Annotated in this window: 22 protein-coding genes; 9 read left to right on the plus strand and 13 right to left on the minus strand. The window is 77.9% G+C overall.

Annotation, left to right across the window (positions count from 1 at the left end; translation table 11 throughout):
• Positions 1 to 59: 59 nt before the first annotated feature.
• Entirely contained in the window at positions 60 to 1118 is a 1059-nt protein-coding gene (locus CHC04_RS09230) for a DUF2855 family protein (RefSeq protein WP_089404000.1), read from the minus strand.
• A 46-nt stretch (positions 1119 to 1164) separates the two neighbouring features.
• Complete coding sequence (locus CHC04_RS09235) at positions 1165 to 2379, minus strand: hypothetical protein (RefSeq protein ID WP_089403627.1); 1215 nt, start codon at positions 2377 to 2379, stop codon at positions 1165 to 1167.
• 142 nt (positions 2380 to 2521) lie between these two features.
• On the opposite strand from CHC04_RS09235, the gene CHC04_RS09240 reads away from it, so the two are divergent.
• Entirely contained in the window at positions 2522 to 3535 is a 1014-nt protein-coding gene (locus CHC04_RS09240) for a site-specific integrase (RefSeq protein WP_089403628.1), read from the plus strand.
• Between the two features lie 422 nt (positions 3536 to 3957).
• Positions 3958 to 5433: a serine hydrolase gene (locus CHC04_RS09245; RefSeq protein ID WP_217897270.1), complete on the plus strand. Its 1476-nt coding sequence runs from the start codon at positions 3958 to 3960 to the stop codon at positions 5431 to 5433.
• 16 nt (positions 5434 to 5449) lie between these two features.
• On the opposite strand, the gene CHC04_RS09250 is transcribed toward CHC04_RS09245, so the two are convergent.
• A complete protein-coding gene (locus CHC04_RS09250; RefSeq protein ID WP_089403629.1) occupies positions 5450 to 7921 on the minus strand; it encodes a lysylphosphatidylglycerol synthase domain-containing protein in 2472 nt (823 codons plus the stop codon).
• A gap of 167 nt (positions 7922 to 8088) precedes the next feature.
• Here CHC04_RS09250 and CHC04_RS24885 point away from each other — a divergent pair, with 167 nt between their 5' ends.
• Both CHC04_RS24885 and CHC04_RS09260 read left to right on the plus strand, forming a co-directional pair.
• Entirely contained in the window at positions 8089 to 8718 is a 630-nt protein-coding gene (locus tag CHC04_RS24885; RefSeq protein WP_245817084.1) for a DUF4234 domain-containing protein, read from the plus strand.
• Between the two features lie 19 nt (positions 8719 to 8737).
• Positions 8738 to 9325 carry a DUF1349 domain-containing protein gene (locus CHC04_RS09260; protein WP_089403630.1) on the plus strand — a complete coding sequence of 196 codons (588 nt, stop codon included), beginning with the start codon at positions 8738 to 8740 and terminating at the stop codon, positions 9323 to 9325.
• A 124-nt stretch (positions 9326 to 9449) separates the two neighbouring features.
• On the opposite strand, the gene CHC04_RS09265 is transcribed toward CHC04_RS09260, so the two are convergent.
• From CHC04_RS09265 to CHC04_RS09275, 3 genes are all read right to left on the minus strand, one after another.
• Positions 9450 to 11234: an alpha/beta hydrolase gene (locus tag CHC04_RS09265; RefSeq protein ID WP_176449916.1), complete on the minus strand. Its 1785-nt coding sequence runs from the start codon at positions 11232 to 11234 to the stop codon at positions 9450 to 9452.
• Positions 11235 to 11307: 73 nt separating this feature from the next.
• Positions 11308 to 12219 carry a DUF5996 family protein gene (locus tag CHC04_RS09270; RefSeq protein WP_089403631.1) on the minus strand — a complete coding sequence of 304 codons (912 nt, stop codon included), beginning with the start codon at positions 12217 to 12219 and terminating at the stop codon, positions 11308 to 11310.
• Between the two features lie 38 nt (positions 12220 to 12257).
• On the minus strand, positions 12258 to 12767 hold the full coding sequence (locus CHC04_RS09275) for a DUF5709 domain-containing protein (protein ID WP_089403632.1): 510 nt from the start codon (positions 12765 to 12767) through the stop codon (positions 12258 to 12260).
• Positions 12768 to 13058: 291 nt separating this feature from the next.
• Here CHC04_RS09275 and CHC04_RS09280 point away from each other — a divergent pair, with 291 nt between their 5' ends.
• Positions 13059 to 15854 (plus strand): ATP-binding protein, encoded by a 2796-nt coding sequence (locus tag CHC04_RS09280; RefSeq protein WP_089403633.1) that lies wholly within the window; start codon positions 13059 to 13061, stop codon positions 15852 to 15854.
• On the opposite strand, the gene CHC04_RS09285 is transcribed toward CHC04_RS09280, so the two are convergent.
• Positions 15811 to 16488, minus strand: coding sequence for a TetR/AcrR family transcriptional regulator (locus CHC04_RS09285; protein ID WP_089403634.1), 678 nt, complete (start codon positions 16486 to 16488; stop codon positions 15811 to 15813). The genes CHC04_RS09280 and CHC04_RS09285 overlap by 44 nt on opposite strands.
• 216 nt (positions 16489 to 16704) lie before the next feature.
• Between CHC04_RS09285 and CHC04_RS09290 the strand changes: the two genes are divergently transcribed.
• From CHC04_RS09290 to CHC04_RS09300, 3 genes are all read left to right on the plus strand, one after another.
• Positions 16705 to 16884, plus strand: a complete 180-nt coding sequence (locus tag CHC04_RS09290) for a hypothetical protein (RefSeq protein ID WP_089403635.1) — start codon at positions 16705 to 16707, stop codon at positions 16882 to 16884.
• Positions 16885 to 16986: 102 nt separating this feature from the next.
• On the plus strand, positions 16987 to 17979 hold the full coding sequence (locus CHC04_RS09295; RefSeq protein ID WP_089403636.1) for an alpha/beta fold hydrolase: 993 nt from the start codon (positions 16987 to 16989) through the stop codon (positions 17977 to 17979).
• 41 nt (positions 17980 to 18020) lie between these two features.
• The gene (locus CHC04_RS09300) at positions 18021 to 18305 is read left to right on the plus strand and encodes a DUF6510 family protein (RefSeq protein ID WP_089403637.1); all 285 of its coding nucleotides are present in this window, start codon (positions 18021 to 18023) and stop codon (positions 18303 to 18305) included.
• A gap of 107 nt (positions 18306 to 18412) precedes the next feature.
• Here CHC04_RS09300 and CHC04_RS09305 read toward each other — a convergent pair whose 3' ends face one another.
• The 5 genes from CHC04_RS09305 to CHC04_RS09325 all read right to left on the minus strand — a co-directional run bounded on the left by CHC04_RS09305 (position 18413) and on the right by CHC04_RS09325 (position 21946).
• Positions 18413 to 18844: a CBS domain-containing protein gene (locus CHC04_RS09305; RefSeq protein WP_089403638.1), complete on the minus strand. Its 432-nt coding sequence runs from the start codon at positions 18842 to 18844 to the stop codon at positions 18413 to 18415.
• A 31-nt stretch (positions 18845 to 18875) separates the two neighbouring features.
• The gene (locus CHC04_RS09310; protein WP_217897271.1) at positions 18876 to 19586 is read right to left on the minus strand and encodes an FAD-binding oxidoreductase; all 711 of its coding nucleotides are present in this window, start codon (positions 19584 to 19586) and stop codon (positions 18876 to 18878) included.
• Positions 19587 to 19603: 17 nt separating this feature from the next.
• The gene (locus tag CHC04_RS09315; RefSeq protein WP_089403640.1) at positions 19604 to 20209 is read right to left on the minus strand and encodes a sulfite oxidase-like oxidoreductase; all 606 of its coding nucleotides are present in this window, start codon (positions 20207 to 20209) and stop codon (positions 19604 to 19606) included.
• A 149-nt stretch (positions 20210 to 20358) separates the two neighbouring features.
• Positions 20359 to 21690 (minus strand): dihydrolipoyl dehydrogenase family protein, encoded by a 1332-nt coding sequence (locus CHC04_RS09320; protein WP_089403641.1) that lies wholly within the window; start codon positions 21688 to 21690, stop codon positions 20359 to 20361.
• 58 nt (positions 21691 to 21748) lie between these two features.
• On the minus strand, positions 21749 to 21946 hold the full coding sequence (locus CHC04_RS09325) for a hypothetical protein (protein WP_217897272.1): 198 nt from the start codon (positions 21944 to 21946) through the stop codon (positions 21749 to 21751).
• A 248-nt stretch (positions 21947 to 22194) separates the two neighbouring features.
• Here CHC04_RS09325 and CHC04_RS09330 point away from each other — a divergent pair, with 248 nt between their 5' ends.
• On the plus strand, positions 22195 to 22791 hold the full coding sequence (locus tag CHC04_RS09330) for a redoxin domain-containing protein (RefSeq protein ID WP_089403642.1): 597 nt from the start codon (positions 22195 to 22197) through the stop codon (positions 22789 to 22791).
• Positions 22792 to 22815: 24 nt separating this feature from the next.
• Here the strand turns inward: CHC04_RS09330 and CHC04_RS09335 are convergent, their stop codons facing one another.
• On the minus strand, positions 22816 to 25626 hold the full coding sequence (locus tag CHC04_RS09335; protein WP_245817085.1) for an ATP-binding protein: 2811 nt from the start codon (positions 25624 to 25626) through the stop codon (positions 22816 to 22818).
• Positions 25627 to 25832: the final 206 nt, after the last annotated feature.

The following is a 25832-nucleotide window of genomic DNA, read 5'->3' on the forward strand; positions in this document are numbered from 1 at the left end:
GGTGGTCCGCCCAGGTCCAGCGGGCTCTACCCGGCCGCAGCAGGGGTACACCGACCCTCTCAGAGCCGCACCACGTGACCGGCACGCGGGTCCCCGCCGCCGCCGAGGACCTCGAGCCACACGTCGCGCAGCGCCTGCGGCACGGAGGACACCCGCACGTCGACCCAGGCCGCCACGGCGGGGGCGAACCGGCGCCACGCCGCGCCGGAGCGCTCCTCGAACCCCGCCCGTCCCCAGTCGGCCGTGCGGGCGGCCATCCGGTCGGGCGCGAAGAAGACCGTCGGGCGCGGGCCGTCCAGCGGGCCCGGCGGGCTGGTGTCCCGGTGGGTGACGCCGACGACCAGGTCCAGCACCAGGTCCGCGCCCAGGTGGCGGTGCAGCTCCTGGCGCAGCGGCGTGCTGCCGGCGACGTCGACGTAGGCCGTGGGCTCGGCGGCGAGCTCGGTCACCGCGTCGTAGGGCAGCACCCGGTCGTAGCAGCCCAGCGACCGGGTGAACCCGACGTTGCCCGGGCTGGTCAGCCCGACGACCTCGACGTCGCCGCCGGAGAGCAGGAAGGCGGTGCCGTAGGCGGTCTTGCTCGACGCCGACGACAGGACCACCACGTCGGCGTCCTGCCCGGCCAGCTGGTCGGCGAGCAGGAAGGAGGTGAGGAACAGCGGCCGGAAGAGCACCTGCAGGTCCTCCTGGCCGGCGTCGGCGCCGGGGTCGGCCGACGCGTAGGAGTTGTAGACGGCCGGCAGCGCAGCGCGGTGCGGGCTGCCGTCGCGGAACCCGGAGGCGCCGGCCCGCTCCGGTCGCACCAGCAGGTGGCTGGCCGGGGGCAGGTAGCCGTAGAGCCGCTGCCCGGCCCCGACGCCGTCGGCGCGGGAGGCGGTGACCTCGGCGAACCCCCACAGCGGTACCCGGCCGGCGCCCGCGCCGGCGGCGGGGAAGAAGTCCCAGTAGTGCAGCGTGTCGCCGAGGACGGCGTAGGTGACGTTGTTGGCGGTCACACCCACGCGCTCGACCCGCAGCACGGCCTCGCCGTCGGCCGGGTCGGGCACGTCGACGTCGAGCAGCGTGGTGGCGGTGGGGTCGTCGCGGGCGACCTCGAGGGCCCAGCCGGGTGCGGTCACGCGGCCACCGTGCCGCTGCGCGGGTGCGGCGGTCAACGCCGCCGGGTCACCTGTCGGCCGGCTCGTCGGGGAGGCGGGCGCGCAGCGCGCCGATCCGCGCGCGCAGCGCGTCGACCTCGGCGGTCAGCGCGCCGACGCGCTCGCGGGCGTCGCGCGCCTCGGTCTCGGCCGCGACCGCCCGGCGCTCGGCGTCCTCGGCGCGCTGGGTGGCCCGCGCGGCCGCGGTGAGCGCCTCCTCGCGGTCCCGGCCGGCGGCGGCCGCGCGGTCCTCGGCCGCGTCGGCGCGGGCGCGGGCGTCCTGCTCGGCGCGCCGGGCGGCGTCCCGCTCCCGCTCGGCGCCGCGCGCCTGCTCGCCCGCGGCGGCGGCCGCGGCCCGCTCGGCGTCGCGCGCGGCGAGGGCCTCGTCGCGCTCCCCGGTCCGGGTCCGCAGCGTCGCGGTGAGGGTCTGCTCGGTGACGTCCCAGCGGGCGCGGGCCTCGACGAGGGCGTCGTGCTCCCGGGCGGCGTCGGCGCGGGCGCGTCGCTCGGCCTCCCGGACCTCGGCGGCGTCCCGCTCGGCGGCACGGCGCGCCTCCTCGGCGTCGCGGGCCCGCTCGTCGGCGGCCGCGCGCTCCTGCACGGCGCGGTCGCGCTCGGACCGCACCTCCTCCCGCGCCTCCTCGGCGGCCCGGCCGGCCTCCTCGGCGGCCGCGGTGCGCCGGTCGGCCTCGGCGCGGGCCGCGGTGACCTGCTCCTCGGCGGCCGCGCGGGTCTCCGCGGCGTCGCGCTCGGCGGCTCCGCGGGCGTCCTCGGCCTCGGCGCGCAGCCGCTCGGCGAGGCGGGCCTGCTCCTCGGCGCGCAGCTGCGCGGCGTGGGCGGCGTCGACGTCGGACCGCGCCTGCGCCAGCCGCGCCTCCACGGTGGCCTCGTCGCGGTAGGCGTCCAGGGCTTCCAGGGCGGCGGTGAGCAGGGCCGACTGGTTCTCGGCCGCGGCCGCCGCCTCGCGGGCCGCTGCCGCCCACCGCCCCACCAGCTGGCGGACCCGGCCCTCCGGCGGCAGGTCCTCGGCCAGCGCCGCCGCGGTGGCCCCGACTCCGGGGGAGCGGCCCGCCGCCGCCCGCGCCCGTGCCCGCCGGGCCGTCTCGGGGTTGTGGTCGGCCCGCTCGCAGAACCGCGGGGACGGTCCGCTGCGTCCGGGGACCCGGGGTCGTGGTGGCTCGGCGCAGCCCGGGAAGGCGCACGTGTCCTGCCGTGGCTGGGCCGCGCCGTCCTCCATCGTCATGGTCGCAGACCATAGTTGGATTGCCGTCACATCCATCCGTTCGATCCGGCTTTATATGGAGCCGCCGGCCGAGGGCTTCCGAGAAGCACCTATTCTGCGAAGTGATCTGCCCGTCACTGGACCGAGCCGGAGGCCCCACCGGATGACCGCTCCGACCGGCTCGGGGGAGGACCGCGCCGTCGACGCCGCGGGGGAGGGCGGCCTGCTGCTGCCCGGGGACCTGACGTCGGTCGGCTCCTACGTCGCCGCCGCGCGGTCGGCCGCCACCCGGGACGCCTACGCGCGCGACCTGCGGGCCTGGGCGGCGTGGTGCCGCCAGCGGTCGCTGCCGGCGGGGCTACCCGCCGACCCGCTGACCGTCGCCGCGTGGCTCGCCGCCATGGCCGACGACGGCCACAGCCCGAGCTACGTCGCCCGCCGGCTGTCGGCCCTCAACGACGCCCACCGCAGCGCCGGTCACCCCGCGCCGGGGGACAACGAGGGGGTGCGCCGCACCCTGGCCGGGATCCGCCGCACGGCGGTGCGTGCCGGTCACCGGCCGCGGCGGGCCCGCGCGGTCGACACCGCCACCGTGCGGGCGCTCGTCGAGGACCTCCCGGACACCCCGGCCGGGCTGCGCGACCGCTGCCTGGTGCTGGTCGGGTTCGCCCTCGGGCTGCGCGCCTCGGACCTGTGCGCGCTGCGGATCGAGGACCTCACCCCGGCCGGTCACGGCGGCCTCGACGTGCTGCTGCGGTACTCCAAGACCGACCAGGACGGCGCGGGGGAGACCCTCGCCCTGGCCGTGGGCGTCCGCGAGGTGACCTGTCCCGTCCGCGCGGTCGCGGCCTGGCGCGCCGCGCTGGCCGAGCGCGGCGTCACCTCCGGGCCGCTGTTCCGGTCGGTGGGCAAGGGCCGCGACCCGCGGCTGGGCACCGCCGCGCTCACCACCCGCAGCGTCGACCTGGTGCTGCAGCGGGCCGCCGCTCGTGCCGGCGTCTCACCCGAGGGACTGTCGCCGCACTCGCTGCGCCGCGGGTTCGCCACCACCGCCTACGCCCAGGGCGTGCCGGAGAAGGAGATCAGCCGGACCGGGCGCTGGCGGTCGCTGGTGGTCCGCTCCTACGACGCCTCCAGCCGGTGGGCCGACCCCGCCTCGGGCTCCCTCGGCCTCTGACCTCCGGACGATCCGGTCCGGACGGGAAGGCCGGGAGGACCTCCGGCCGTCGTGGACGCGAGGGCGGCTCCGGGGCTACGGTCCGGGCCCACCAGGGGTGGACCCGAGGTGCGGTTCCCCGCCGGACCACCCGTCGTGCTCGTGACCGGGCACCGGCTCGACGGTGCCAGTCTGGACCGTGGACCGTGTCCCACCTCTCCTCCGCCGGTCTCCCGCCCGCACTCCGGTCGCGCCGCGACCGCTCCTCCCGTCCCGTGCCGGCCGGCCGGCCACGGCTGCGTCGCTCGCTGGGGACCGCCGTGGTGGCGGCCGTGACGGCGTCGACGGTCGCCTGTGCCACGGCTGTCGACCCGGGCACCGGAGTCGCGGCGGCGACGTCGCCGGCGGCCGCCGGCGCGCTGCCGGCGGCGCCCCCTGCCCAGGTGCCACCCCTGCTGACCGACGAGCAGGTGGACGCCGCGGTGGCCGCGCTCGAGGGGCTGGTGACCGACGCGATGGACCGGACCGGGGTCCCCGGTGTCGCGGTCGCCGTCGTCCACCGGGACCGGGTCGTCCACGCGGCGGGCTTCGGCGTCCGCGAGGTCGGCCGGCCCGAGACGGTCGACCCGGACACCGTCTTCCAGCTGGCGTCCCTGTCCAAGCCCCTGGCCTCCACCGTCGTCGCCGGCCTGGTCGGTGACGGCGTCGTCGACTGGGACGATCCGGTGATCGCCTCGAACCCGGCGTTCGCCCTCAGCGACCCCTACGTCACGGCCAACGCCACCATCGCCGACCTCCTATCGCACCGCAGCGGCCTGCAGACGGGATCGGGCGACCTGCTCGAGGACCTCGGCTGGGACCGCGACCACATCCTCGACCGCCTCGACCAGCAGCCCCTGCTGCCGTTCCGGTCCAGCTACTCCTACAGCAACTTCGGTTTCACCGCGGGTGGCGAGGCCGCGGCGGTCGCCGCCGGGACACCGTGGGAGGACCTCGCCGAGCAGCGGCTGTTCGAGCGGCTGGGCATGGCCGACACCAGCTACCGCCACGCGGACTACGAGGCCGAGCCCAACCGGGCGCTCATCCACGTGCCGGCCGGTGACGGGACGTGGGTGGCGCGGTACACCCGCGACGCCGACGCCGAGGCGCCCGCCGGTGGCGCGAGCTCCTCGGTGCGCGACCTGGCCGAGTGGGTGCGCCTGCAGCTCGCCCAGGGTGTCCACGACGGCACGCAGGTGATCGACCCGGACGCGCTCGCCGTCACCCACCTGCCGCACTCGGTGTCCGGCCCGCCGCCGGCCCCCGCCGGCCGCGCCGGCTTCTACGGGCTGGGCTGGAACGTGGGCTACGACGACGCGGGCCGGCTGCAGCTCGGCCACTCCGGAGCGTTCGCCCTGGGCGCGGCGACGACCGTCTCCCTGCTCCCGGGTGAGCAGCTGGGCATCGTCGTGCTCACCAACGGCTCCCCGGAGGGCATCCCGGAGGCGGTGGCCGCCGGCTTCTTCGACGTTGCCGAGCACGGCGAGCCGACCGTCGACTGGCTGACCTTCTTCTCGGGGCTGTTCGCCCAGCTGGAGGAGGCCGAGGCGCCGGAGACCGACTGGTCGCAGCCGGCGGCCGACCCGCAACCGGCGCGCGACCTCGCGGCCTACACCGGGACCTACGCCAACCCCTACTACGGACCGCTCACGGTGACCGCGGACGGGGACCGCCTGACGATGGCGATGGGACCGCCGGAGGCGCCGACGTCGTTCCCCCTGACCCACTACTCGGGCGACGTCTTCACCTTCGAGTCCATCGGCGAGAACGCCACCGGACTCGCCGGGGCGCTGTTCGCCGTCGACGCGAGCGGCACGGCCACGAGCGTCCGGCTGGACTTCTACGACCGGACCGGGTTGGGGACCTTCACCCGCGGCTGACCAGCTGCGTCGGCGCTCACACCCGCCCCGACCGGCGCAGCCACGCGAACGCCGCCCACCCGGGCAGGACCGGCAGCCAGAACGTGGCCAGCCGGTAGAGGAACACCGCCGGGACGGCGACCGTGTGGTCCATGCCGGCCGCGACCAGCCCGGCCACCAGCGCGGCCTCCAGGGCACCCAGGCCGCCGGGCGTCGGCGCGGCCGCGGCGACCGCGGCACCCAGGAGGTAGACCACCCCCACGGCAGCCAGGCCCAGGTCACCCCCGAGCGCCCGGGTGGCGGCGTACAGGCAGACCAGGTAGCCCAGCGTCGTCGCCGCCGAGCCGCCCACCAGCAGGACCAGCCGGCCCGGGCTGCGCAGGGCCGCGGCGACGCCGTGGGCCGACCGGCGCAGCGGCGGCAGCAGCCGCGCGGTGACCCGCCGCCGCAGCGCCGGCACCGCGACCGCGGCCAGGCACAGCACCAGCAGCGCCAGCGCACCCCACAGCAGCGCGGGGGACCCGGCCGGGCGCAGCGACCCCAGCGAGCGGCCGGCCAGCGCGGCGAACCCCAGCAGCAGGAGCACGTGGACGACGGTCCCGGCGGCGTAGCTGAGCCCGACGCCGGACGTGGCCACCGCCACGTCCACCCCGCTGCGCTGCAGGTAGCGCACGTTCAGCGCCATCCCGCCGAGCCCGGCCGGCACCAGGCGCCCGGCGAAGGAGGAGGCCAGCTGCGCGGCGAACAGCGGCACCGGCCGCAGCCGCGCGGGCACCGCCCCCGCCAGGCTCAGCGCGGCACCGACGTAGGTCAGCACCGACGCCGCCACCACCACCGACGCCCAGTCCCAGTCGGCGTCCCGGACCCGGCGGACCATGCCCGGCACGTCCCCGAGCTGCGGCAGCAGCAGGTACCCGGCCAGCGCCAGCACCGCCACCACCAGCAGCGTGCGGGGCCGGATGCGCTCCAGCCGGGCCAGGCCCGGCTCCGGCACCCCGCACCGCCGCGCGACGGCCGCGCGCAGCCGCCCGGCCAGCTCCCGGTCGTGCCGGAGCGCGTCCCGGGTGGCGCCGCTGAGGGAGTCCGGTTGCAGCCGCGGCAGGGACGCGGCCACCGCCTCGGGGCCCAGCGCGGCGACGGCGGTGTCGACGACGGGGTCGACACCGGCCCGCAGCGCGAGGGCGACCAGCGCCTGGGCGACGTCGGCGTCGAGCAGCTCCGGTCCGGCGGCCACCTCGCTGAACCCCCAGTCGATCAGCCACGGCGTCCCCGACCGGTCGAGCAGGACGTTGGCCGCGCGCAGGTCGCGGTGGGCCACCCGGTGCCGCCGCAGGAGGGCGACCTGCTCCCAGATGCCGGACAGCACCGGCCCGGTCAGCGCCGCGTCCGGCAGCCGGTCGAGGGTCGTGCCGTCGACCAGGTCGTGCGACAGCAGCCAGGAGTCGCGCCCCACCGGGGCGATCGCCCGCAGGCGCGGCGTGCGTCCGCCGGTGTCGCGGACGAACAGGGACACCAGCGCCTCGTGCTCCACCGTGCGGCGCAGCGAGGAGAACGGGCGCTCGTCGCCCACGTCCCGGAGCCGGAGGAACCGGTAGACCCGGAACAGCAGGTCCGCGGCCCGGTTCTCGGCGCCCATGACCTTGGCGAAGACCCGCTGCCCGTCCCGCAGCACGGCCGTCCAGGGCACCGAGCCCCGGGCGTCGACGACGGCCGGCTCCACGGCGACCGCGTCCAGGCCGCTGCCGGCCAGCGCGGCGGCCACGGCGTCGCGGGTGGGCCGGGCGACGGGGCGGCCGAGCAGCAGCAGCGTCGCCGAGCCGACGGCGGTGCCGAGCATGAGCGCGACCAGCAGGTCGGTGGGCAGGGCCGGGGGCACCAGCAGGTGCAGCAGCGCGGTGCCGGTGAGGAGCAGGACGCCGGCGCGCCGCCAGCGGCGGGACACGAAGGGCGCCAGCACCGCGAACGACGCCGCCGCGACCGCCAGGCCGTCCACCCCGAGGACGCCGTCGAGCTCCCACGGCAGCTCCGTCTCCCGGCCCGGGACGTCCGCCCCGCCGCCGAGCACCACGTCCACCCCGTGCGCGGCGCCGACGGCCGCGGCGCCGGCCACGATCAGGTACCCGGCCAGGCGGGGGCTGCGGGTCAGCAGTGGTGCGGTCCAGGCCGCGGCCACCGCTCCGGCGACCAGCAGCGCGGCGGTGACCACGATGGTCCGCTCCAGCAGCGGTGCGGCCGAGGACAGCCGCCCGACCAGGTCCCCGTCCAGTGCCGCGGCCTCCCCGCGGGCCCACCGGGCGACCCCCAGCAGCGGCACGGCGGCGAGGGCCAGCACGCAGGTGCGCAGCACGTCGCTGGGCGACCGCTCGTAGCCGGTGACCTCCTCCCGCCGGTGCTCACCCCTCGCCGGGACGGCGCGGGCCACCGCGACCGGTGCCGACCCGGACACCGGGGCGTCCGGCACCCGGGGCGGAGGAGCGCTCGAGCGGCCGGCGGTGTCCGTCGTGTCCATGCGGTCCGCCCTCCGCGGGTCGTCGCTGCGCACACCGTGGCGCGGAAGGGTAGCCGCCCTGGGCCCGCACAGGAGGGCACTTGGGCCCGCCACGGCGGCCGGTCCGGTCGCTAGGGTCGGCCGGGCCGCCGATGCCACCGGCGGCCCCCCTCCCCAGGAGGTGCGCCATGACCACGTCCGACGACCCGGGCCCCCTGCAGTCGGCCCCGCCCCCGGTCCCGACCGAGCCCTGGCAGCTGCCCGCACCGCCGCCGCCGGCCCAGGGGTACGGCCGACAGCAGCCGCCGATGTCACCGCCGGGGTACGCGCAGCAGCCGCCGCCGGGGTACGGGCCGCCGGTGCCGCCGGTGCCGCCGGTGCCGCCGGTGCCGCCGCCCCGGGGCTACGAGCAGCCGATGCCGGCCCCGCCGGCCGATGACCTCCGCGCCCGGCCCACCGGGCCGATCGGGCGGATCCGGCCCACCGGCCTGACGATGCTGCTCTTCTTCGTCACCCTCGGAATCTGGGGGTTCGTCTACTACTACCAGGTGCACGAGGAGATGAAGCGGCACAGCGGCGAGGGCCTCGGCGGCCTGATCGCGCTGCTGATCTCGCTGTTCTTCGGCGTCGTGTCGCCCTTCCTGCTCAGCCACGAGGTCGGCGGGCTGTACACGCGCGCCGGCCGCCGGCCGCCGGTCACCGCGCTGACCGGGCTGTGGTACTTCCCGGGGATCCTCGTCCTGTTCGGCCCCTTCGTCTGGTTCGTGCAGACCAACCGGGCGCTCAACGAGTACTGGGCCGGCCTCGGCGCCCGCTGAGCCCGGCACCGGCGCGTCGGTGACTGCCCCCGGACCGGTCGCCTGGTCGCGCGGCACCTGGACGACGGCGCCGGTCGCGGTGGCCGAGGAGGGTCCCGACCTGCTCGTGACCGCGGCCGAGGGCAGCGACGCCTGGCGGCACACCTCGTACGGGTTCGTGCACGACGACGCCCACGCCCTGCTGGCGCCGCTGGGCGACCCGGGCGCCGTCGAGGTGGCGTTCGACGCCGACTTCGGTGCGCGTTTCGACCAGGCGGGGCTGGTGCTGCGCGCCGACGAGCAGACGTGGCTGAAGGCCGGCGTCGAGGTCTCCGACGGCGTGCTGCAGGTCGGCGCCGTCGTCACCCTGGGGCGCTCGGACTGGTCGGTGGCGCCGGTGCCCGGCTGGGCCGGGCGCACGGTCACCGTGCGCGCCAGCCGGGCGGGGGACGCGGTAACCGTGCGGGCCCGGGCCGGGGACGAGCCGTTCCGCCTGGTCCGCGTGGCCCCGTTCCCCGCCGGGGTCCCCGCCGCGGCGGGGCCCTACTGCTGCGCCCCCACCCGGGCCGGTCTGGTGGTGCGCTTCCGCCGGTGGGCCACCGGCCCGGCCGACGCCGCCCTGCACTGACCGCCGTGGGTTCCCGGAGGCGGACACCGGTGCCCCCTCTGCGGGTCCGGGGGCGGGGCCGCTCCGGGCGGCGGTGCGTCGGATCCCGCGGCGGTCGGCGAGGTGGGTCGCCGACGCTCCTGCGTCACGCGTCGGCCGCCACGAGCCCGCGCAGCTGCCGCGCCCGCTCGGCGTCCCAGCCCGGGGGCTGCAGGACGCGCGCCCACGCGTCGACGTACTGGGACCGGTAGACGTGCCCGTGCCCGTCCGGCACGTTGCCGGCGGAGGGCAGGTCGGCCGTCAGCTGCCAGAAGGTCACGAACGGGATCCACCGCACCGCGTGGACGACGTCGTCGCCCCGGTGCTCCTCCAGCCAGGTCGGGCGGGCGTACAGCAGCTCCGGGGTCCACCACACGATGGGGTCGGAGGGGTGCACGAGGTAGAGCACCCGGGAGCCGTCCCACGGCTCCCCGGTGGGCGCGACGTCCTCGGCGGGGTCGTCGGTGAACCGGACCGTGCGCCCGTCGCGGTACTCGGGTGCGACCTCGCGGCTGCCCTCGTCGCGGTCGCTGACGAACTCCCGGTAGAGGGTGTTGAACTCCGGCGGGCCGGCGAACACCGCACCGCCGGTCCGGTTGCGCAGGTCGTACTCGCCGCTGAACGCGGTCTCGCCGCCGAAGGAGCCCAGGCTCTCCCCGGCCACGAGCAGGCGGGGCCGGTCGTCGAGCGGCAGCCGGTTCCAGCGCTCGTACACCGCGTCGAAGAGCTCCCGGCCGGCCTCCCGGGCCCGGTCGCTGTCGACCACGTAGGACAGCACCGACGGGAGGTAGGAGTACTGGATGGCCACCGTGGCGCTGTCGCCGCCGGCGAGGTACTCCAGCGAGTCCACCGCGCCGGGGTCGACCCAGCCCGACCCCGTGGTGGTGACCACCAGCAGGTACGCGCGGTCGAAGCCGCCCGCGCGGGCGAGGTCGTCGACGGCCAGCCGGGCGCGCAGTTCGGCGCTCGCGGCGGAGTCCAGCCCGGCGTAGGCGCGCACCGGCTGCCGGGCCGCCGCCCCGGTGAACGCGCCGATGTCCCCGGCCGACGGGCCGGTGCCCACGAACGTGCGGCCCTCGCGGCCGAGGGAGGTCCAGCTGATCAGCGACCCGGGTCCGCCCGAGCGCTCGGGCACCACGGGCTGCGCCACCCCGTCGTCGGTCCGGTCGTTGCGCAGGGAGAAGGCCCGGTCGGCGGCGGCGACGAGCTGGTCGACCACGACACCGGTCAGCAGGAGCAGCACGCCGGTCAGGACGACGGCCCAGCCGAGCAGCCGGGCGGCGCGCGCGCCGATCCACCGGTCGAGCAGCTGCGCGGTCCAGCTGCCGGCGCGCCGGATGGCCCGCGCCAGGGCGACGAGGACGACGAATACCACGCCGGCGACCAGCGGCACCACGACCACCGACACCGCGCTGTCGGCCGGCGCGTCCATCAGCTCCCGGATGCGCGCCTGCCAGTAGCGGCCGTACACGGTGGCCGCCACGACGCAGACCAGCGCGACCCCGGCGAGGACGAGCCACGAGCGCCGGCGGGCCCGGCGCGCGTCCCGGTCGACGACCGCGCGCCAGGCCGCGGCGACCGCCACCCCGACGCCGTAGCCGAAGGCGGCGGTGATGCCGCTGATGAGGCCCTGGGTCAGCCCGGTGCGCGGGAGCAGGGACGGGGTGAGCGACAGGCAGAAGAAGACGAGGGTGCCCACCGTGCCGGGCAGGGTGTAGCGGAACGGGCGCCGGCGCGGTCGCTCGCGGGCCGGGCGCCGTCCGCGCCGGGCGCCGTCGGCCCCGGTCCGGTCGCCGGGGGCCGCGGGCCGGTCCGCCTGGTCCCGCGGCTCCGGGACCGACGCCGGGAGCGTCTCGCGGGACGGCCGTTCCCGGGACGCGGAGCTGGACACGGCGACCTCCGTCCTGCGGGGAGCACGACCGAGGGTCCGCCGCCCGGTCCCTCCCCGGCAAGGGGGTCGGGCCTCACGCCCCCGCCGGGTCCGGGGCGCCGTCCGGGTGCGGCCAGCGGCCCGTGGCCGCCGCGGCGTCGTGGGTCGAGGTGAGGAACCGCAGCAGGTGCGCGTCGGGGTCGTCGGCGGCCCGGACGTCGGCGTAGGGGAGCAGGAACTCCCCGAGGGCCCCGTCGTAGGCCGCGCCGGCCGGCTCGACGGCGGCCTCGCGGTACCCCGGGGGCTCCGGGTAGGCGTAGGCGTAGAACGCGCCCTCGGCGGCGCCGCCGGGCCAGTACCCGCAGCTGGAGACCTCCTCGCGGTAGGCCTCCTCCATCACCCGGTCCGGGCAGTTGGGCACGCCGCCGGGGTGCCGTGGGGCGGCGCGGCCGGAGAAGCGGGTGGTGGCGAGGTCGAAGGCGCCCCAGAAGAAGTGCACCGGGCTGGCCTTGCCGCGGAACCGGCCGCGGAAGACGCTCAGCACCCGGTGCGCGCTCACCAGCGAGGTCCAGAAGCGGTGGACGGCGTCGGCGTCGTAGCTCGCGTGCTCGTGGTCCTGGTCGAACGGGATCGCGTCGGGCAGCTCCACCGGCACCGGCCGGACGGGGACGTCCACGCCCAGCTCGTGCAGGGAGGACCGGAACTCGCGGTGGAAGTCGGCCACGCTGCGCGGCTCGAGCGCCATCCGGCGGGTCGCCCCGGTCGTCGTGTGCACCAGCAGCCGGTGGTCGGTGAGGTCGAAGACCACCTCCAGCCCCAGCCCGCTGCGGTAGGGCACGAGCGAGGTGGTCAGCCCCCGCGCGGTCACGTACAGGGGCACCTGCCACCAGTGGTTGACCTCCGGCGCCAGCGCCAGCCGGACCTTGCCGACGACCTGCGTCCACAGGTGCAGCGTGTCGCGGGTGTCCTGCCACTCCGCCACCGGCAGCGCCGGCCAGCCCGCCACTCCGGCTCCGGCTCCGTCCTGGGGACCGGGACCCGCGCTCAGGACGGGTCCCCCCAGACGGCGGAGCGGTCGGCGTCGCGGTCGGCGACGACGTGCACGGCGGCCTCCTCGGCCGAGGCGGCGGCCGAGTCGATGCCGGCGTCGGCGGCGTGCAGTTCGGGCTCCTCGTCGTCCCACTCGCCGTCGTCCTCGACCAGCCGGCCGGCCCGCCGGTCGCCGACCTCGTCGTCGAGCGGCTCGCCGTCGGTGTCGGAGGTGTCGCCGAGGCCGTCGCCCTCGACCCGCCCGTCCTCCAGCCGGTCGGTGTCGGGCAGCTCGCGGGCCAGGCGGCCGCTGAGGCCCTCCCCGGCGGACTCCTCCCGCTCGGTGGTGCCCCACTCGTCGACGCCCCACGGCCGCTCGGCCGGGGACCAGCCGGTGTCGAGGACGTCGTCGACCCCGTCGAGGTCCTCCAGGGTGTCCTTCGCGTCGAGGAGGCCGGTGTCCTCCTCGGGGTCGGTGCCGTCGGTGTCGTAGATGCCGTCGGTGCCGAAGCTCCCGGTGCCCATGCCGGCGCCCCTCCCGGTCGGTGGCCGGCGGCCGCCGACCGCCCGCCGCTGGTGCGGCGAGCATCGGGTCCGGCATAGCGAGCCTGCATCGGTCATCTGACTGAGCGCGCACGTCCCGTCGCGGCGGCGGACGCCCACGGGCGTGTCGGGCGGCCGGGCCGGCCGCGTGCCCGGGGCGGTTGTTCCCCTCCCCGCTCGCGAGAGACGCTCTCGCCTCCACGGGGGCCGGCCGGCCGTCCGTACCCGGCCGACCGGTCGGGACGGGACGGCTCCGAGGTGGAGGGGGCACCGGTGGACGACGGCGACGCAGCACACCCGGCCGGGGGACTGGTGGGCCGGTCGGAGGAGTCCGCCCTGCTGGCCTCCTTCCTGGAGCGGGCGGCCCGGTCCGGCGCGGCCCTGCTGCTCACCGGTGAGCCGGGGGTCGGCCGCACGGCGCTGCTCGACCTCGCCGCGCGGGCCGCGGCCGCCTCGGGCACCCGGGTGCTGTCCTCGGCGGGCGCCGAGGTGGAGGCGGAGGTGCCCTTCGCCGGGCTGCACCAGCTGCTCGTGCCGGTGCTCGACGAGTGGGCCGCCCTGTCGCCGCTGCACCGCGGCGCCCTCGCCCGCAGCCTCGGCTACCAGGCCGGCCCGCCCGCCGACCGGCTGGTGGTCTCCACCGCCGTCCTCACCCTGCTGCGCCGGGTCGCCGACGGCGGGCCGGTACTGCTGGTCGTCGACGACCTGCAGTGGCTCGACCGGGTCAGCGTCGCGGTGCTCGGCTTCGTCGCCCGCCGGCTCTCCGGCGCCCGCGTGGGGCTGCTCGCCGCGGCCCGCACGGAGGACGACGGGTCCCTCCCGCCGGCCGGCCTGCCCGAGCACGAGGTGCGGCCCCTGGACGACGGGGCGGCCGCGGAGCTGGTGGGCAGTCGCCACCCGGCGATGGCCGAGCGGGTGCGCCGGCGCATCGTCGCCGCGGCCCGGGGCAACCCCGTCGCGCTCCTCGAGCTGCCGGACCAGCTCAGCGGGCGGCAGCGCGCGGCCCTCGAGGCGCTGCCCCCGGTGCTGCCGCTGGGCCGCCGGCTGCGGACCCGGTTCGCCGGCCGGGTGGCCGACCTGCCGCCGGCCACCCGGCGGTTGCTGCTGCTGGCCGCCCTGGAGGGCACCGGCGACCTCGCCGTCCTGGGCGCGGCCTCCCCCGGGGAGGACTGGCTCGACGTCCTGGCCCCGGCCGAGGAGGCCGGCCTGGTGCACGTCGACGCGGACACCCAGCGGGTGTCCCTGCGGCACCCGCTCACCGGCTCGGCCGCCGTCGAGCTGGCCACCAGCGGCGACCGCCGCCGCGCCCACCTGGCGCTGGCCGACGTCCTCGCCGACCAGCCCGACCGCCGGGCCTGGCACCTGGCCGAGGCCGCCGTCGGCTCCGACGGGCAGGCGGCGGACCTGCTCGACGAGGCCGCGCACCGCGCGCTGCGCCGCGGCGACGGCGGACGCGCCGTCGCCGCGCTGCTGCGCGCCGCCGACCTGAGCCCCTCCGGCGCCGCGCGGGCCCGCCGCCTGTCCCGCGCCGCCTACCTCGGCGCCCGGGTCCTCGGCGACCTGCGCAGCGTCCCCTCCCTGCTGCTGCAGGCCCGGCGGGCCGACCCCGACGGGGGGGACGCCCTGCCGGCGGCGCTGGCCGCCGCCGTCCACCTGTTCCTGGGCCCCGGCGACGCCGACAGCGCCCACGCCGGGCTGGTCCGGGCGATCGGGTCGGCGCTGCGCGGCCCGGTCGGGTCCGGCGACCTCGACGAGGCGCTGTCGGACCTGCTCGACGTCTGCTGCGCCGCGGGCCGCGCCGACCGGTGGCCGCCCCTGGAGTCGGCGACCGCCCGGCTCGGTCCCCGGCTCGGGCCCGTCCTCGCCGTCGCCCGCAGCACCCGCGGCGCCCCGGCGCGCACCACCGCCGCGGACCTGAGCCGGCTCGACGGCGTGCTCGCCGGGATCGACGCCGAGGCCGACCCGGCGCGGATCGTGCGGATCGGTGCCGCCGCCCTCGCCGTCGACCGGCTGGAGGAGTGCCGGCCGGCGCTGTGGCGGGTGGTCTGGGACGGCCGGGAGGGCGGTGCCGCCGGCTCCGCGGTCGGCGCGCTGGTCCTGCTCTCCCGCGACGCCTTCGACGCGGGCCGGTGGGGAGAGGCCCGCCGCACCGCCGAGGAGGCCGTCGAGCGGGGCGAGGCGCTGGACCACCGGCTGCCCGCCGCCACCGCGACCGGCGTCCTGGCGCTGCTCGCCGCCGCCGAGGGCGACGGCGCGACGGCCCGCGCCCTGGCCGCCCGGGTGTCGTCCTGGGCCGGCCCGCGCGGCCTGCACGGGCTGGAGCACGCCGCCGCCCGCGCCCGCGCCCTGGCCGCGCTGGCGGCGGGGGACGTGGAGGAGGCCTACCGGCAGGGGACGGCGGTCGGCCCGCCCGGGCTGCTGCCGCCGCACCTGCCGGTGGCCCTGGAGGTCCCCCTGGACCTGGTCGAGGCCGCGGTGCGCACCGGCCGGCGCGCGGAGGCGGCGGCGCACGCGGCGGCGCTGCGCGAGCTGGAGGTCGTCCGGCTGCGTCCCCGGCCGGCGCTGCTGGCGGCCGGCTGCGCCGCGCTGGCCGCGCCCGACGACCGCGCCGCCGCCTGCTTCGAGGAGGCGATGGCCGTGCCCGGCGCCGACCGCCACCCCTTCGAGCACGCCCGGGTGCGGCTGGCCTACGGCGAGCACCTGCGCCGGGTCCGGGCCACGGGGGCCGCCAGGCTGCACCTGGCCGCCTCGCTCGAGGCGTTCACCCGGCTCGGGGCCCGGCCGTGGGCGGCGCGGGCCGAGCACGAGCTGCGGGCGACGGGGGTGTCCCGGTCCCCGGCCGGCCGGGCCGCGCCGGTCGAGCTCACCCCCCAGGAGCACGAAATCTCGCTGCTGGCCGCGTCGGGGCTGACCAACAAGCAGATCGGCGCGCAGCTCTACCTCTCGCCGCGGACGGTGAGCGCGCACCTGTACCGGGTGTTCCCCAAGCTCGGCATCTCCTCGCGCGCGGCGTTGCGGGACGCGCTCACCCGTGTCCCGCAGGAGGCCGGGAACCGGGAGCCGGCGTGACCGGCGGGTGCTCCGGCGGCGGTGGCGCGCACGGCCGGGAGCCGTCGACCTCGAGCAGCCGGCGCACCCGCGCGTAGGCCGCCTCGGTGGCCGTGGGCAGGTGGTCGGTGTGCCCGCCCCGCCACGACCGGACGGCCAGCCGCAGCACGACCAGCCCGAGGGCCGCCTCGGCGACGACGTCGTCGTCGGGTGCGGGCAGGCCGCGCAGTTCGGCCAGCCCCTGAGCGAGCCCCGTCTCGACGTCGCGCTGGACGGCGAGCGTCCGCCGCATGAGGCCGTCGTGGCCGAGGACGATGCCGTCGCGCAGCGTCAGCGACGGCAGCTGCGACTGCAGGTGGCCGGCGAAGTGCACCAGCACCCGCAGCAGCTGCCGGGAGGGGGCGGTCTCCCCGCGCGCGGACGCGACGGCGGCCTGCAGCGCGGTGCCGAAGCCCGCCACGTAGTCGAAGACGACCTCCTCCTTGCTGCCGAAGTGGCGGTAGAAGGTGGCCGGCGCAACCTGCGCCTCCCGGCAGACGTCCTCGACGGTGACCTCGTCGAAGCCCCGCGCGGCGAACAGCCGCAGCGCCGTCTGCTCCAGCCTCTCGCGCGTCTGCCGGCGCTTGGCGTCACGCAGCGAGGCGGTCGCGCGCATGGCTGGCTCCGGGGCGGCTGGGCGTCGTCGGCGGGTGTGCCGTGGGGGGCATCCTGCCCGGTCAGGACGCCGTCGGGCAGGCCCCGGCGCGTCCCGGTGGCAGTCGCATGACCGATGCGGCCGCCGCGCGGCCCGGACACGGTGTCCCCGGGCCGGCGACACCGGCCCGGGGACACCGGGACACCGGGACACCGGACCGAGGCGAGGGAGTGGGCCGTGCCGACCTACCGGATGGTGTACGGCGACGGCGAGCAGGTCGTGCGCGAGACCTTCGACGACGTGGTGGTGGAGCGCGAGGACGGCTGGACCGTGCTCTTCCGCGGGAACTCCGCGATCCTGCGGGTGCAGGACGAGCACGTGCAGTCCCTGGAGCGCGTCGAGCCGCAGCCGGGCTGACGCCGCCCCGGGCACCGGCCGGCCCCGGTCACATGACCGATGCCCCGGCCCGGTGACCTGCGCAGACTCGGCGCACGGCAGGCCCGCCGAGAGGAGCCCGACATGACCGGCCCCAGGGGAGGCACGCCCGGGCCCGGCGGCGACGGCTCCGGCGACGGGTTCGCCGGCTTCGCGCAGGCGCACCTCCCGGTCGGCGACGTCACGCTGCGGGTGCGCTCGGGCGGCTCGGGGCCGCCCCTGCTGCTGCTGCACGGCTACCCGGAGACCCACCTGATGTGGGGCGGCCTGGCCGGCGCGCTGGCCGAGGAGTTCACCGTGGTCGCGCCGGACCTGCGCGGCTACGGCGACAGCAGCCAGCCGCCGACCGTCCCCGGCCACGAGACCTACGGCAAGCGGGCGATGGCCGGCGACGGCGTGCGCCTCATGCGCCGGCTCGGCTTCGACCGCTTCGACGTCGTCGGTCACGACCGCGGCGGGCGGGCGGCCTACCGCATGGCCCTGGACCACCCGACGGCGGTGCGCCGGGTGACCGTCATGGACGTCGTCCCCACCGCCGAGGTGTGGGCCCGGGCCGACGCCCGCACCGCCCTCGGCTACTGGCACTGGGCCTTCCTCGCCCTGCCCGAGCCGGTGCCCGAGCGGCTCATCGCCCCCGACCCGGAGTTCTTCTTCTTCGACGCCGAGTTCGGCGGCGCGATCCGCCGCTTCCGGCCGGAGGCGGTGGCCGACTACGCCCGCTGCGTGCGGGACCCGGCGGTGGTGCACGCCATCTGCGAGGACTACCGCGCCGGGGCCACCTGCGACCGGGACGACGACGAGGCCGACCGGGCCGCCGGGCGGCGGATCGGCTGCCCGCTGCAGGTGCTGTGGGCCGGCCGGGGCGCCCTGGCGTCCTGGTACGACACGCTGGCCGTCTGGCGGGAGTGGGCCGACGACGTCACCGGCGAGGCACTCGACAGCGGCCACTTCCTGGCCGAGGAGCGACCGGCGGAGACGCTCGCGGCGATCCGCCGGTTCCACGGCGACGGCGGCGGAGACGGCCGCGCGGCGCGGCCGCTGCGCGCGGTCCCGGCCGACCACCGGTCCGGGACGTGAGGACGCCCGCGCCACGGGGCGCGGGGGAGGGGAGACACCCGATGAGCGACCCGACGGGCGAGCCCGACCGCCGGCTGGACGGCAACGCGGCGGCCGGCGTGCTGACCGAGATGATGACCCTGGACCCGACCACCGCGATGGTCACCTGCGCGCACTGCGGCAACCGGTCGGCGCTGGGTGCGCACCTCGTCTACGCCGACGCCCCGGCCATGGTGGTCCGCTGCCCGGGCTGCATGCAGGTCGTCATGCGCTGCGCGTCCGACGAGGGCGGGCGGCGCCTGGAGATGAGCGGCGTGCTGCTGCTCGCCGCACCGCCGGCCGGCTGACCGCCCCGGGGACGGTCCGGGGCCCGAGTGCGCACCTGTGGTCGGCGGCACGCGCCGACACGCCGTGGCGGACAGCCACGACTGCCCGCTCGCGCGGGCTCGGGCCCTCAGGCCGTGCCGGGCGCCACGGGCGCGGCCACGTCGAGGGAGACGCGGCACAGGTCGAGCATGTCGACGATGCCCGCGAGCTTCCCCTCGGCGAGCACCAGCAGGTGGTGCAGCCGGTGGTCGACCATGACGCGCAGCGCGTCGGGGACCGGGGTGTCCGGGGCCACCGTGACCGGCGGGCCGGACACCACGTCGCTGACCCGCAGAGCCTCGAGGTCGTGGCCGTCGGCCACCGCCTGGCTGACGTCGGCGTCGGTGACGATCCCGATCGGGACGCCGGTGTCGTCGGCGCGGGTGACGACGAGAGCGGTGTCCCCCGACCGCTTCATCAGGTAGGCCGCCGCGGCCAGGTGCGCCCGCAGCTCCACGGTGGTGACCGGGGGGCGCATCGCCGACCCCACGGTCGGGGGTGCACCGGCGGGAGCGGTCATGGCTCTCCTCGGGACGTCGGGGCGGTCGCGGTCACTGCGGGTCGGTCGAGCCGCCGAAGCGCTCGAGCCGGATGCTGCGCGGGTCGTGGCCGAGGTCGACGAGGGTGCCGGCGACGGCCTCCACGAACACGGTCGGCCCGCACACGAAGACCCGCGGCCGCTCGGCGGGTGCGAACGCCTCCCGCCGCAGCAGGTCGGCGTCGATGCGGCCGGTGCGCCCGGTCCAGCCCGCCGGCGCGCCGCGGGTCAGCGTGACCGTCGTCTGCGGCCCGAGGAGCTCCTCGCCCAGGACGTCGTCGGCGGAGCGGGCGGAGTAGAGCAGCCGGACCGGGGTGGGGTCGCCGGCCCGGCGGGAGTGGTCGAGCATCGCCAGGAACGGGGAGACCCCGGCGCCGCCGGCCACGAGCTGCACCGGCCGCCGCTGCTCCGCCGGGGTGCCGGCGTCGGCGGCCGCCGACCACACGAAGTAGCCGCCGATCGGCCCGCGCAGCTCCAGGACGTCGCCGGGGCGCATGTCCTCGGTGAGGTAGGGCGACACCTCGCCGCCGTCGAGGTCCTCGACGAGCAGGTGCAGCTGCGGGTCCTCGGGCGGGGAGGCGATCGAGTAGCTGCGCTCCGCGGTGTAGCCGTCCTCGGCCGTCAGCCGCACGTCGACGTGCTGCCCGGGCAGGTGCCCGGGCCAGCCGTCCACGTCGAAGACCAGCCGCCGGACCCGCGCGCTCGCGGGCCGGCTGTCGGCCATCCTGGCCTGCAGCCAGGTCAGTCGCCGCTGTACCGCTGCTCGAGCCACGGGTCACCGCGGTCGTGGTAGCCGAAGGTCTCCCAGAAGCCGGGCTCGTTGGTGCGGGTCAGCATCAGCCCGCGCACCCACTTGGCGCTCTTCCAGAAGTACAGGTGCGGGACGAGCAGCCGCGCCGGGCCGCCGTGCTCGGGTGCCAGCGGTTCCCCGTCGTAGGTGTCGACCACCCACGCCCGGCCGCCGGTGACGTCGTCGAGGCGGTGGTTGGTGGTGTAGCCGCCGTCGCAGAACGCCAGCACGTGGGTGGTCCGCGTGCCGACGTCGGCCAGCAGGGTGTCGACCGCGACGCCCTCCCAGCGGGTGTCGAACTTCGACCACTTCGTCACGCAGTGGATGTCGACGGAGATCGCCTCACGCGGCAGCGCCCGGAACTCCTCCCAGGTCCAGGTGCGCGGCGTCTCCACCTCACCGCGCACGGAGAAGTCCCAGCGGGCCGGCGGGGTGTGCGGCGTCGGTCCGGCCGACAGCACCGGGAAACGGCTCCCGGTGTCGTACTGCCCCGGTGGCAGGCGGTCGTCGGTGGTGCCGGACCTCCGGCGGCCGAACCCCCGAGAGACCAGTGACATGGCTGCCCTCCTCCTCGTGCGGCGACCCCCGGTCCGTGCCGCCGGGGCCGCCGCCCGCCGGTCCCACCCTGTGGGGGACCGCGCGGGCCGGCATCGGTCAGATGACCGTCGCGCCGGTGCGCGGGCCGGCGCGACGGGATCGGGGACGGTCAGCCGCGTCCGGCCGCGGCGCGCAGCCGGAGCAGCGCCTCCAGGAAGGCCTCGGAGAAGGTCGGGAACGGCTGGATCACGTCCTCGAGCACCTCCAGCGGCACCCGGGCCCGGACGGCGAGGGTGGCCTGCTGCAGCCACTCCCCGGCGGCCGGGCCGAGGGCGTACGCCCCGGTCAGCCGGGTCCCGTCGGAGACGAGGGTGAGGAAGCCCGGCTCGGTGTCGTACGAGCGCGTGTAGGTCGCCGTCCGCGCCACCTGCGACAGCGGGACGGTGACCGTGACCGGGCCGTCGGCGGCGCCGACCGCGGCGGCCTCCGGGTCGGTGTAGGTCACCCGCGGGACGGCGGAGTAGTCGACCGTGCGGGGCCGGCCGAGGATGTTCGACGCCACCACTCGCGCCTGGTACTTGCCGACGTGCGTCAGCGGCCAGGGGGTCATCACGTCGCCGACGGCCCACAGCCCCTCGCGGGCGTTGCACCGGGTGTCGAGGCGCAGCTCCTCCAGGCCGACGGTCTCCAGGCCGATGTCGTGCACCCGGGGACGGCGGCCGGTGGCCACCAGCAGCCGGTCGCCGCGCAGGAGCTCGCCGCCGGACAGCTCGAGCACGAACTCGCCGTCCGCGTAGCGGGCCGCCGACGCCATCCGCCCCAGGTGCAGGCCCACGCCGTCGGCCGCCAGCGCCGTGCCCAGCGCCGTCCCCAGCGGCCGCGGCTCGCGGGAGAGCAGGTGGTCCATGCCCTCGACGATCGACGCCGAGCCGCCCAGCCGGGTGACGGCCTGGGCCATCTCCACGCCGACCGGGCCGCCGCCGAGGACCAGCAGGTGGCGGGGGACCGCGGTCATGCCGGTCGCCTCGCGGCTGGTCCAGAAGCCGGGCAGCTCGCGCAGGCCCGGGACCGGCGGCACGAACGGGTCCGAGCCGGTGGCCACGACCACGTGCTCGGCGGTGTGGGTGTGCCCGGCCACCGTCACCCTGCCGTGGCCGGCGAGGCGGCCGTGGCCGCGGAGGACGTCGATGCCCTCCCCCTCGGCCCACTTCACGGCGCCGGAGTCGTCGTAGTCCGAGACCATGAAGTCCCGCCAGGCGAGGGCGGCGGCGGTGTCCAGCGGGCCGGTCACCGCCTGTGCGGCTCCGGGTGCCCGCCGCGCGGCCGCCAGCGCCTCACCGGGTCGCAGCAGCGTCTTCGACGGGATGCACGCCCAGTAGGAGCACTCCCCGCCGACCCGCTCGCGCTCGACGACGGCCACCCGCTTGCCGCCCTCGGCGAGGCGGGCGGCGCAGTGCTCACCGGGCGCTCCGCCGCCCAGCACGATGACGTCGTAGTCCACGTCTGCTCCTCGGGTGCGTTCCTCGGGTGCCGGGGCCCGGCGGACCGGTCCGGAGGGGTCAGTGCCGGGCGCCCTCGATGACGGCGGTCGCCTCGGCGACGGCCTCGTCGGCGGTGCGGCCCTGCCGGCGGGCCACGATGTAGCCGGCGTACCAGTCCGACCAGTGGTGCGGCGGCCCCACCGGCTCGTACTGCCCGTGGTGCTCCTCGGCCTCGCGCAGCAGGCCGGCCAGCGTCGCGACGTCCATCTCGTCCACGGTGCGCTCCTCGTGCTCGCCGGACCCGGCACCGACCGGCGCCGGTCGGGACCAGGCTGTCCCGTCGCCGCCGGCGGCGAGCCAGGGACAGTCCCTGGTCCGGCGCCTGGTCCCGGGACCCGCGGGCGGGCCGGGACCCCACCGGGGACCGGCGGGTGGAGGGCCAGGGCATCTGCCGGGCGCGACCGGCCGCGGGCACGGTGCAGCCTCGTCCGGGAGGACGGGGGGCCGGAGGAGAGGGGCATCCCATGCGTTCGGACATCACGCCGGGCGGCGTCTTCCCCGACTACGCGCTGCCCGACCACACCGGCACCGAGCGCACGCTCGGCGAGCTGCAGGGCGGCGACCCGATGGTCCTGCTCCTCGCCCGCGGCCACTACTGCCCGAAGGACCACCAGCAGCACCTGGAGCTGGCCGCGGCCCAGCCGAGGTTCGCCGTCGCCTACACCCGGATCGTCACCGTCACCACCGACGACCGCCGGTCGCTGCAGGAGTTCCGCGCCTCGGTCGGCGCCCAGTGGACGTTCCTGTCCGACCCCGGGCGGATCGTGCAGCGCGACCTCGACATCCAGGAGTACACCGACCCCGAGAACGACCCGATGATCCCGCACACGCTGGTGCTCAAGCCCGGCCTGGTCGTGCACTCGGTCTACAACGGCTACTGGTTCTGGGGCCGGCCCTCGCCGGCGGAGCTGTGGCGCGACCTGCGCGCCGCGACCGCCGAGGTCCGCCCCGACTGGGACCTCGGCGCGCCGGGGCTGCGCGAGGCCTGGGACGCCGGCGACTGGTCGCACTTCCACGGCTGGGACCGCCGCGTGGGCACCGGGGCCCGGGTCGCGGGGTGACCTCCGCCCCGGGTGGCGGGGCGCTCAGGCGTCGGCGCGGGCCAGCGCGGCGACCAGCTCGCGCCGGGAGCCGATGCCGAGCTTGGTGAAGACCTTCCGCAGGTGCCACTCGACCGTGCGGGGGCTGAGGAACAGCTGCGTGCCGATCTCCGGGTTGGTCAGCCGCTCGGCGGCCAGCCGGGCGATCTGCGCCTCCTGGGGGGTCAGCTCGTCGAGGGTCGCCACGACCCGGCGCCGCGCCGTCTCCCCGGTGCCGGTCAGCTCCTGGCGGGCCCGCTCGGCGAAGGCCTCCATGCCCATGTCGACCAGCATCCGGTGGGCGGTGCGGAGGTGGTCGCGGGCCTCCCGGCGCCGGCCCTCGCGGCGCAGCCACTCCCCGAACAGCAGGTGCGCGCGGGCCAGCGCCACCCGGATGCCGGTGCGGCCGAGGCGCTCGACCGACTCCCGGTAGAGCGCCTCGGCCTCCTCGCCGTGGGTGAGCAGGGCCCGGCAGCGGGCGTCCACGCCGAGCGCCCAGTCGGTGCCGCTGGACCGCGCGAAGGTGCTGAACCGCTCCGCGGGCACGGTGGCGCGCTCGGGCCGGCCGCTGCGGACGGCCGCCTCCACGACCTCCGGCTCCACCCACGTCCACAGCTCGAGCCCGTCGGCCTCGCGGGCCGCCCCCTCCGCGGCGCTCAGCGCCTCGTCGTACCGGCACAGCCCCAGCATGAGCACCGACGTCGTCCAGTCCGCGGAGATCAGCCACAGGCCCTCGCCGCGCCGCACGACGTCCTCGCGGCTGGCGTCGACCAGCGCCCGCGCCTCGGCCTCGCGGCCCCGCCAGGTGGCCAGGGAGACCGCGCCGTAGGGGGTGACGCGGCTGCCGATGGCCTCCGTGACGGAGGCCGCCTCGCCGACCAGGGACGTCGCCACGGCCAGGTTGCCGGCGAACAGCTGCATGCTGAACCGCTCGGTCAGGGCCATCGGCAGCAGCGACAGCGCGCCGGTCCGGCGGGCCACCCGCACCTGGCGCTCGCTGAGCACGTCCCAGCTCAGGTCGTCGAACAGGGCCCGCGCGGTGCGGCAGGCCAGCCACAGCCAGCGCAGCGCGTCGTCCTCGGGGAGCGGCTCGTCACGCAGCGCGGCCAGCGCCTGGTGCAGCACCGGGACGCCTGCGCCGGGCCCCTGGGTCAGGAGCAGGGCCAGCCCGTCCAGCAGCAGCGCGCACGACCGCGGCAGCGCGCCGGGGGACGGGCCCCACCCGGCGGACAGGACGGCGGCGGCGACGTCGCGCAGGTCCCCGCCGCGGGCCTCCCGCCCGGCGGCCACCGCCGCGGAGAACGCGTCGAGGTACGTGGCGCGGGCCAGCGTCGCGTCCAGCGGTTCCAGCCGCCGGGCCGCCGACAGCAGCAGCCGCGGCGCGTCCCGGCCGCGGGTCGCCGCGAAGGTGACCTGGGCGGCCAGCAGCTCCGCCCGTGCCCGGTCCAGCTCGTCGAGCGGTCCGGCCTGCGCGGTGGACACCAGGTCCAGGGCCCGCTCGGGCGCCCCGGCGAGGTTGGCCGAGTGCGCCGCGGCCAGCGCCCGCCGGGCCCGGCGCCCGGGGTCCGGGGTCAGCGCCACCGCCCGCTCGAGGAAGACCGCCGCGGCGGCCTGCCCGCCGCGGGCGCGCACCCGGACCGCCGCCCGCTCCAGCTCGGCGGCGACGTCCTCGTCCAGGCCGCCCGTCCCCTGCGCCCGGTGCCAGGCGCGGCGGTCGGGATCGGTGCCCGGGTCCAGGCACGACGCCAGCGCGCGGTGCGCCGTGCGCCGCTGCTCCGGGGACGCCGCGCGGTACACCGCGGAGCGCACCAGGGGGTGCCGGAAGCGCACGTGCGTGCCGATCTCCACCAGCCCCGCGTCGGTCGCGGGGACCGCCGCGTCGGGGCCGATGCCCACGCGCTCGGCGGCGCGCCACACCAGGACCGGGTCGCCGACCGGGTCGGCCGCGGCGATGAGCAGCAGCCGGCGGGTGACCTCGGGCAGCGGGGTCAGCCGGCGGCGGAAACTGTCCTCGATCCGGCCGGCCAGCGGCGTGGCGTCCGGCAGCCCGAAGCCGCCGGCGAGCTCGGCGGGCGTGCGCCCCCGCGGGAGCTCCAGGAGGGCCAGCGGGTTGCCGTGGCTCTCGGCCACCACGCGGTCGCGCACCCGCGGGTCGAGCGTGCCGGTCACCGCCGAGTCCAGCAGCGCCCGCGCGTCGGTGGTGCTCAGACCGCGCACCTCGAGCTCGGGCAGGCCGGTGAGGGTGGGCTCCCGGTCCGAGGGCCGGACGGCGAAGACCATCGCCACCGGCTCGGCCGCGAGCCGGCGGGCGACGAACTCCAGGGTCTGCGCCGAGGCGTGGTCGAGCCACTGCACGTCGTCGACGACGCAGACCAGCGGCCGCTCCTCCGCCACCTCCGACAGCAGGGTCAGCACGGCCAGGCCGACGAGGAAGCGGTCGGGCGCGGTGCCGGCCCGCAGCCCGAAGGCGGTGCCCAGCGCCTGCTGTTGCGGAGCCGGCAACGTGGACAGCCGGTCGAGGTACGGACTGCACAGCTGGTGCAGGCCGGCGAAGGCCAGCTCCATCTCCGACTCCACGCCGGCCGCGCGGGCCACCTGGCAGCCGACGGCGCGCTCGAGCAGGAAGTCCAGCAGGGCGGTCTTGCCGATGCCGGCGTCCCCGCGCAGCACCAGGACCTGGCTGCGGCCGGCCTTCGCCGCGGCCACCAGCCCGCTCAGGGTCTCGCACTCGGTGCGCCGTCCCAGCAGCCCGGGCCACGGGCTGGTCCGGGGGAGGGGGGACGCCGGCTGCGGCACGGGCGCGCGGGAGTGGCGCACCGGTGCGGCCGTCCTGCGGCGGAGGTCGGTCACGGGGGCGGCGGGGTCACGGCCGCCGGGGTCCCGGGCGCCGGGGTCAGGGGCGCCGCGCTCGCGGGGAGGCGGTCCGGGGGCTGCGCACCGCCGCAGCGCGCGACGGGTTCCGGGTGTGCCATCGAAGGTCCCCTCGGCCGAGCCGGTCGCCGCATGCCCCCGCGACGCGCCTT

Source organism: Geodermatophilus saharensis, assembly GCF_900188205.1.
GTDB lineage: Bacteria > Actinomycetota > Actinomycetes > Mycobacteriales > Geodermatophilaceae > Geodermatophilus > Geodermatophilus saharensis.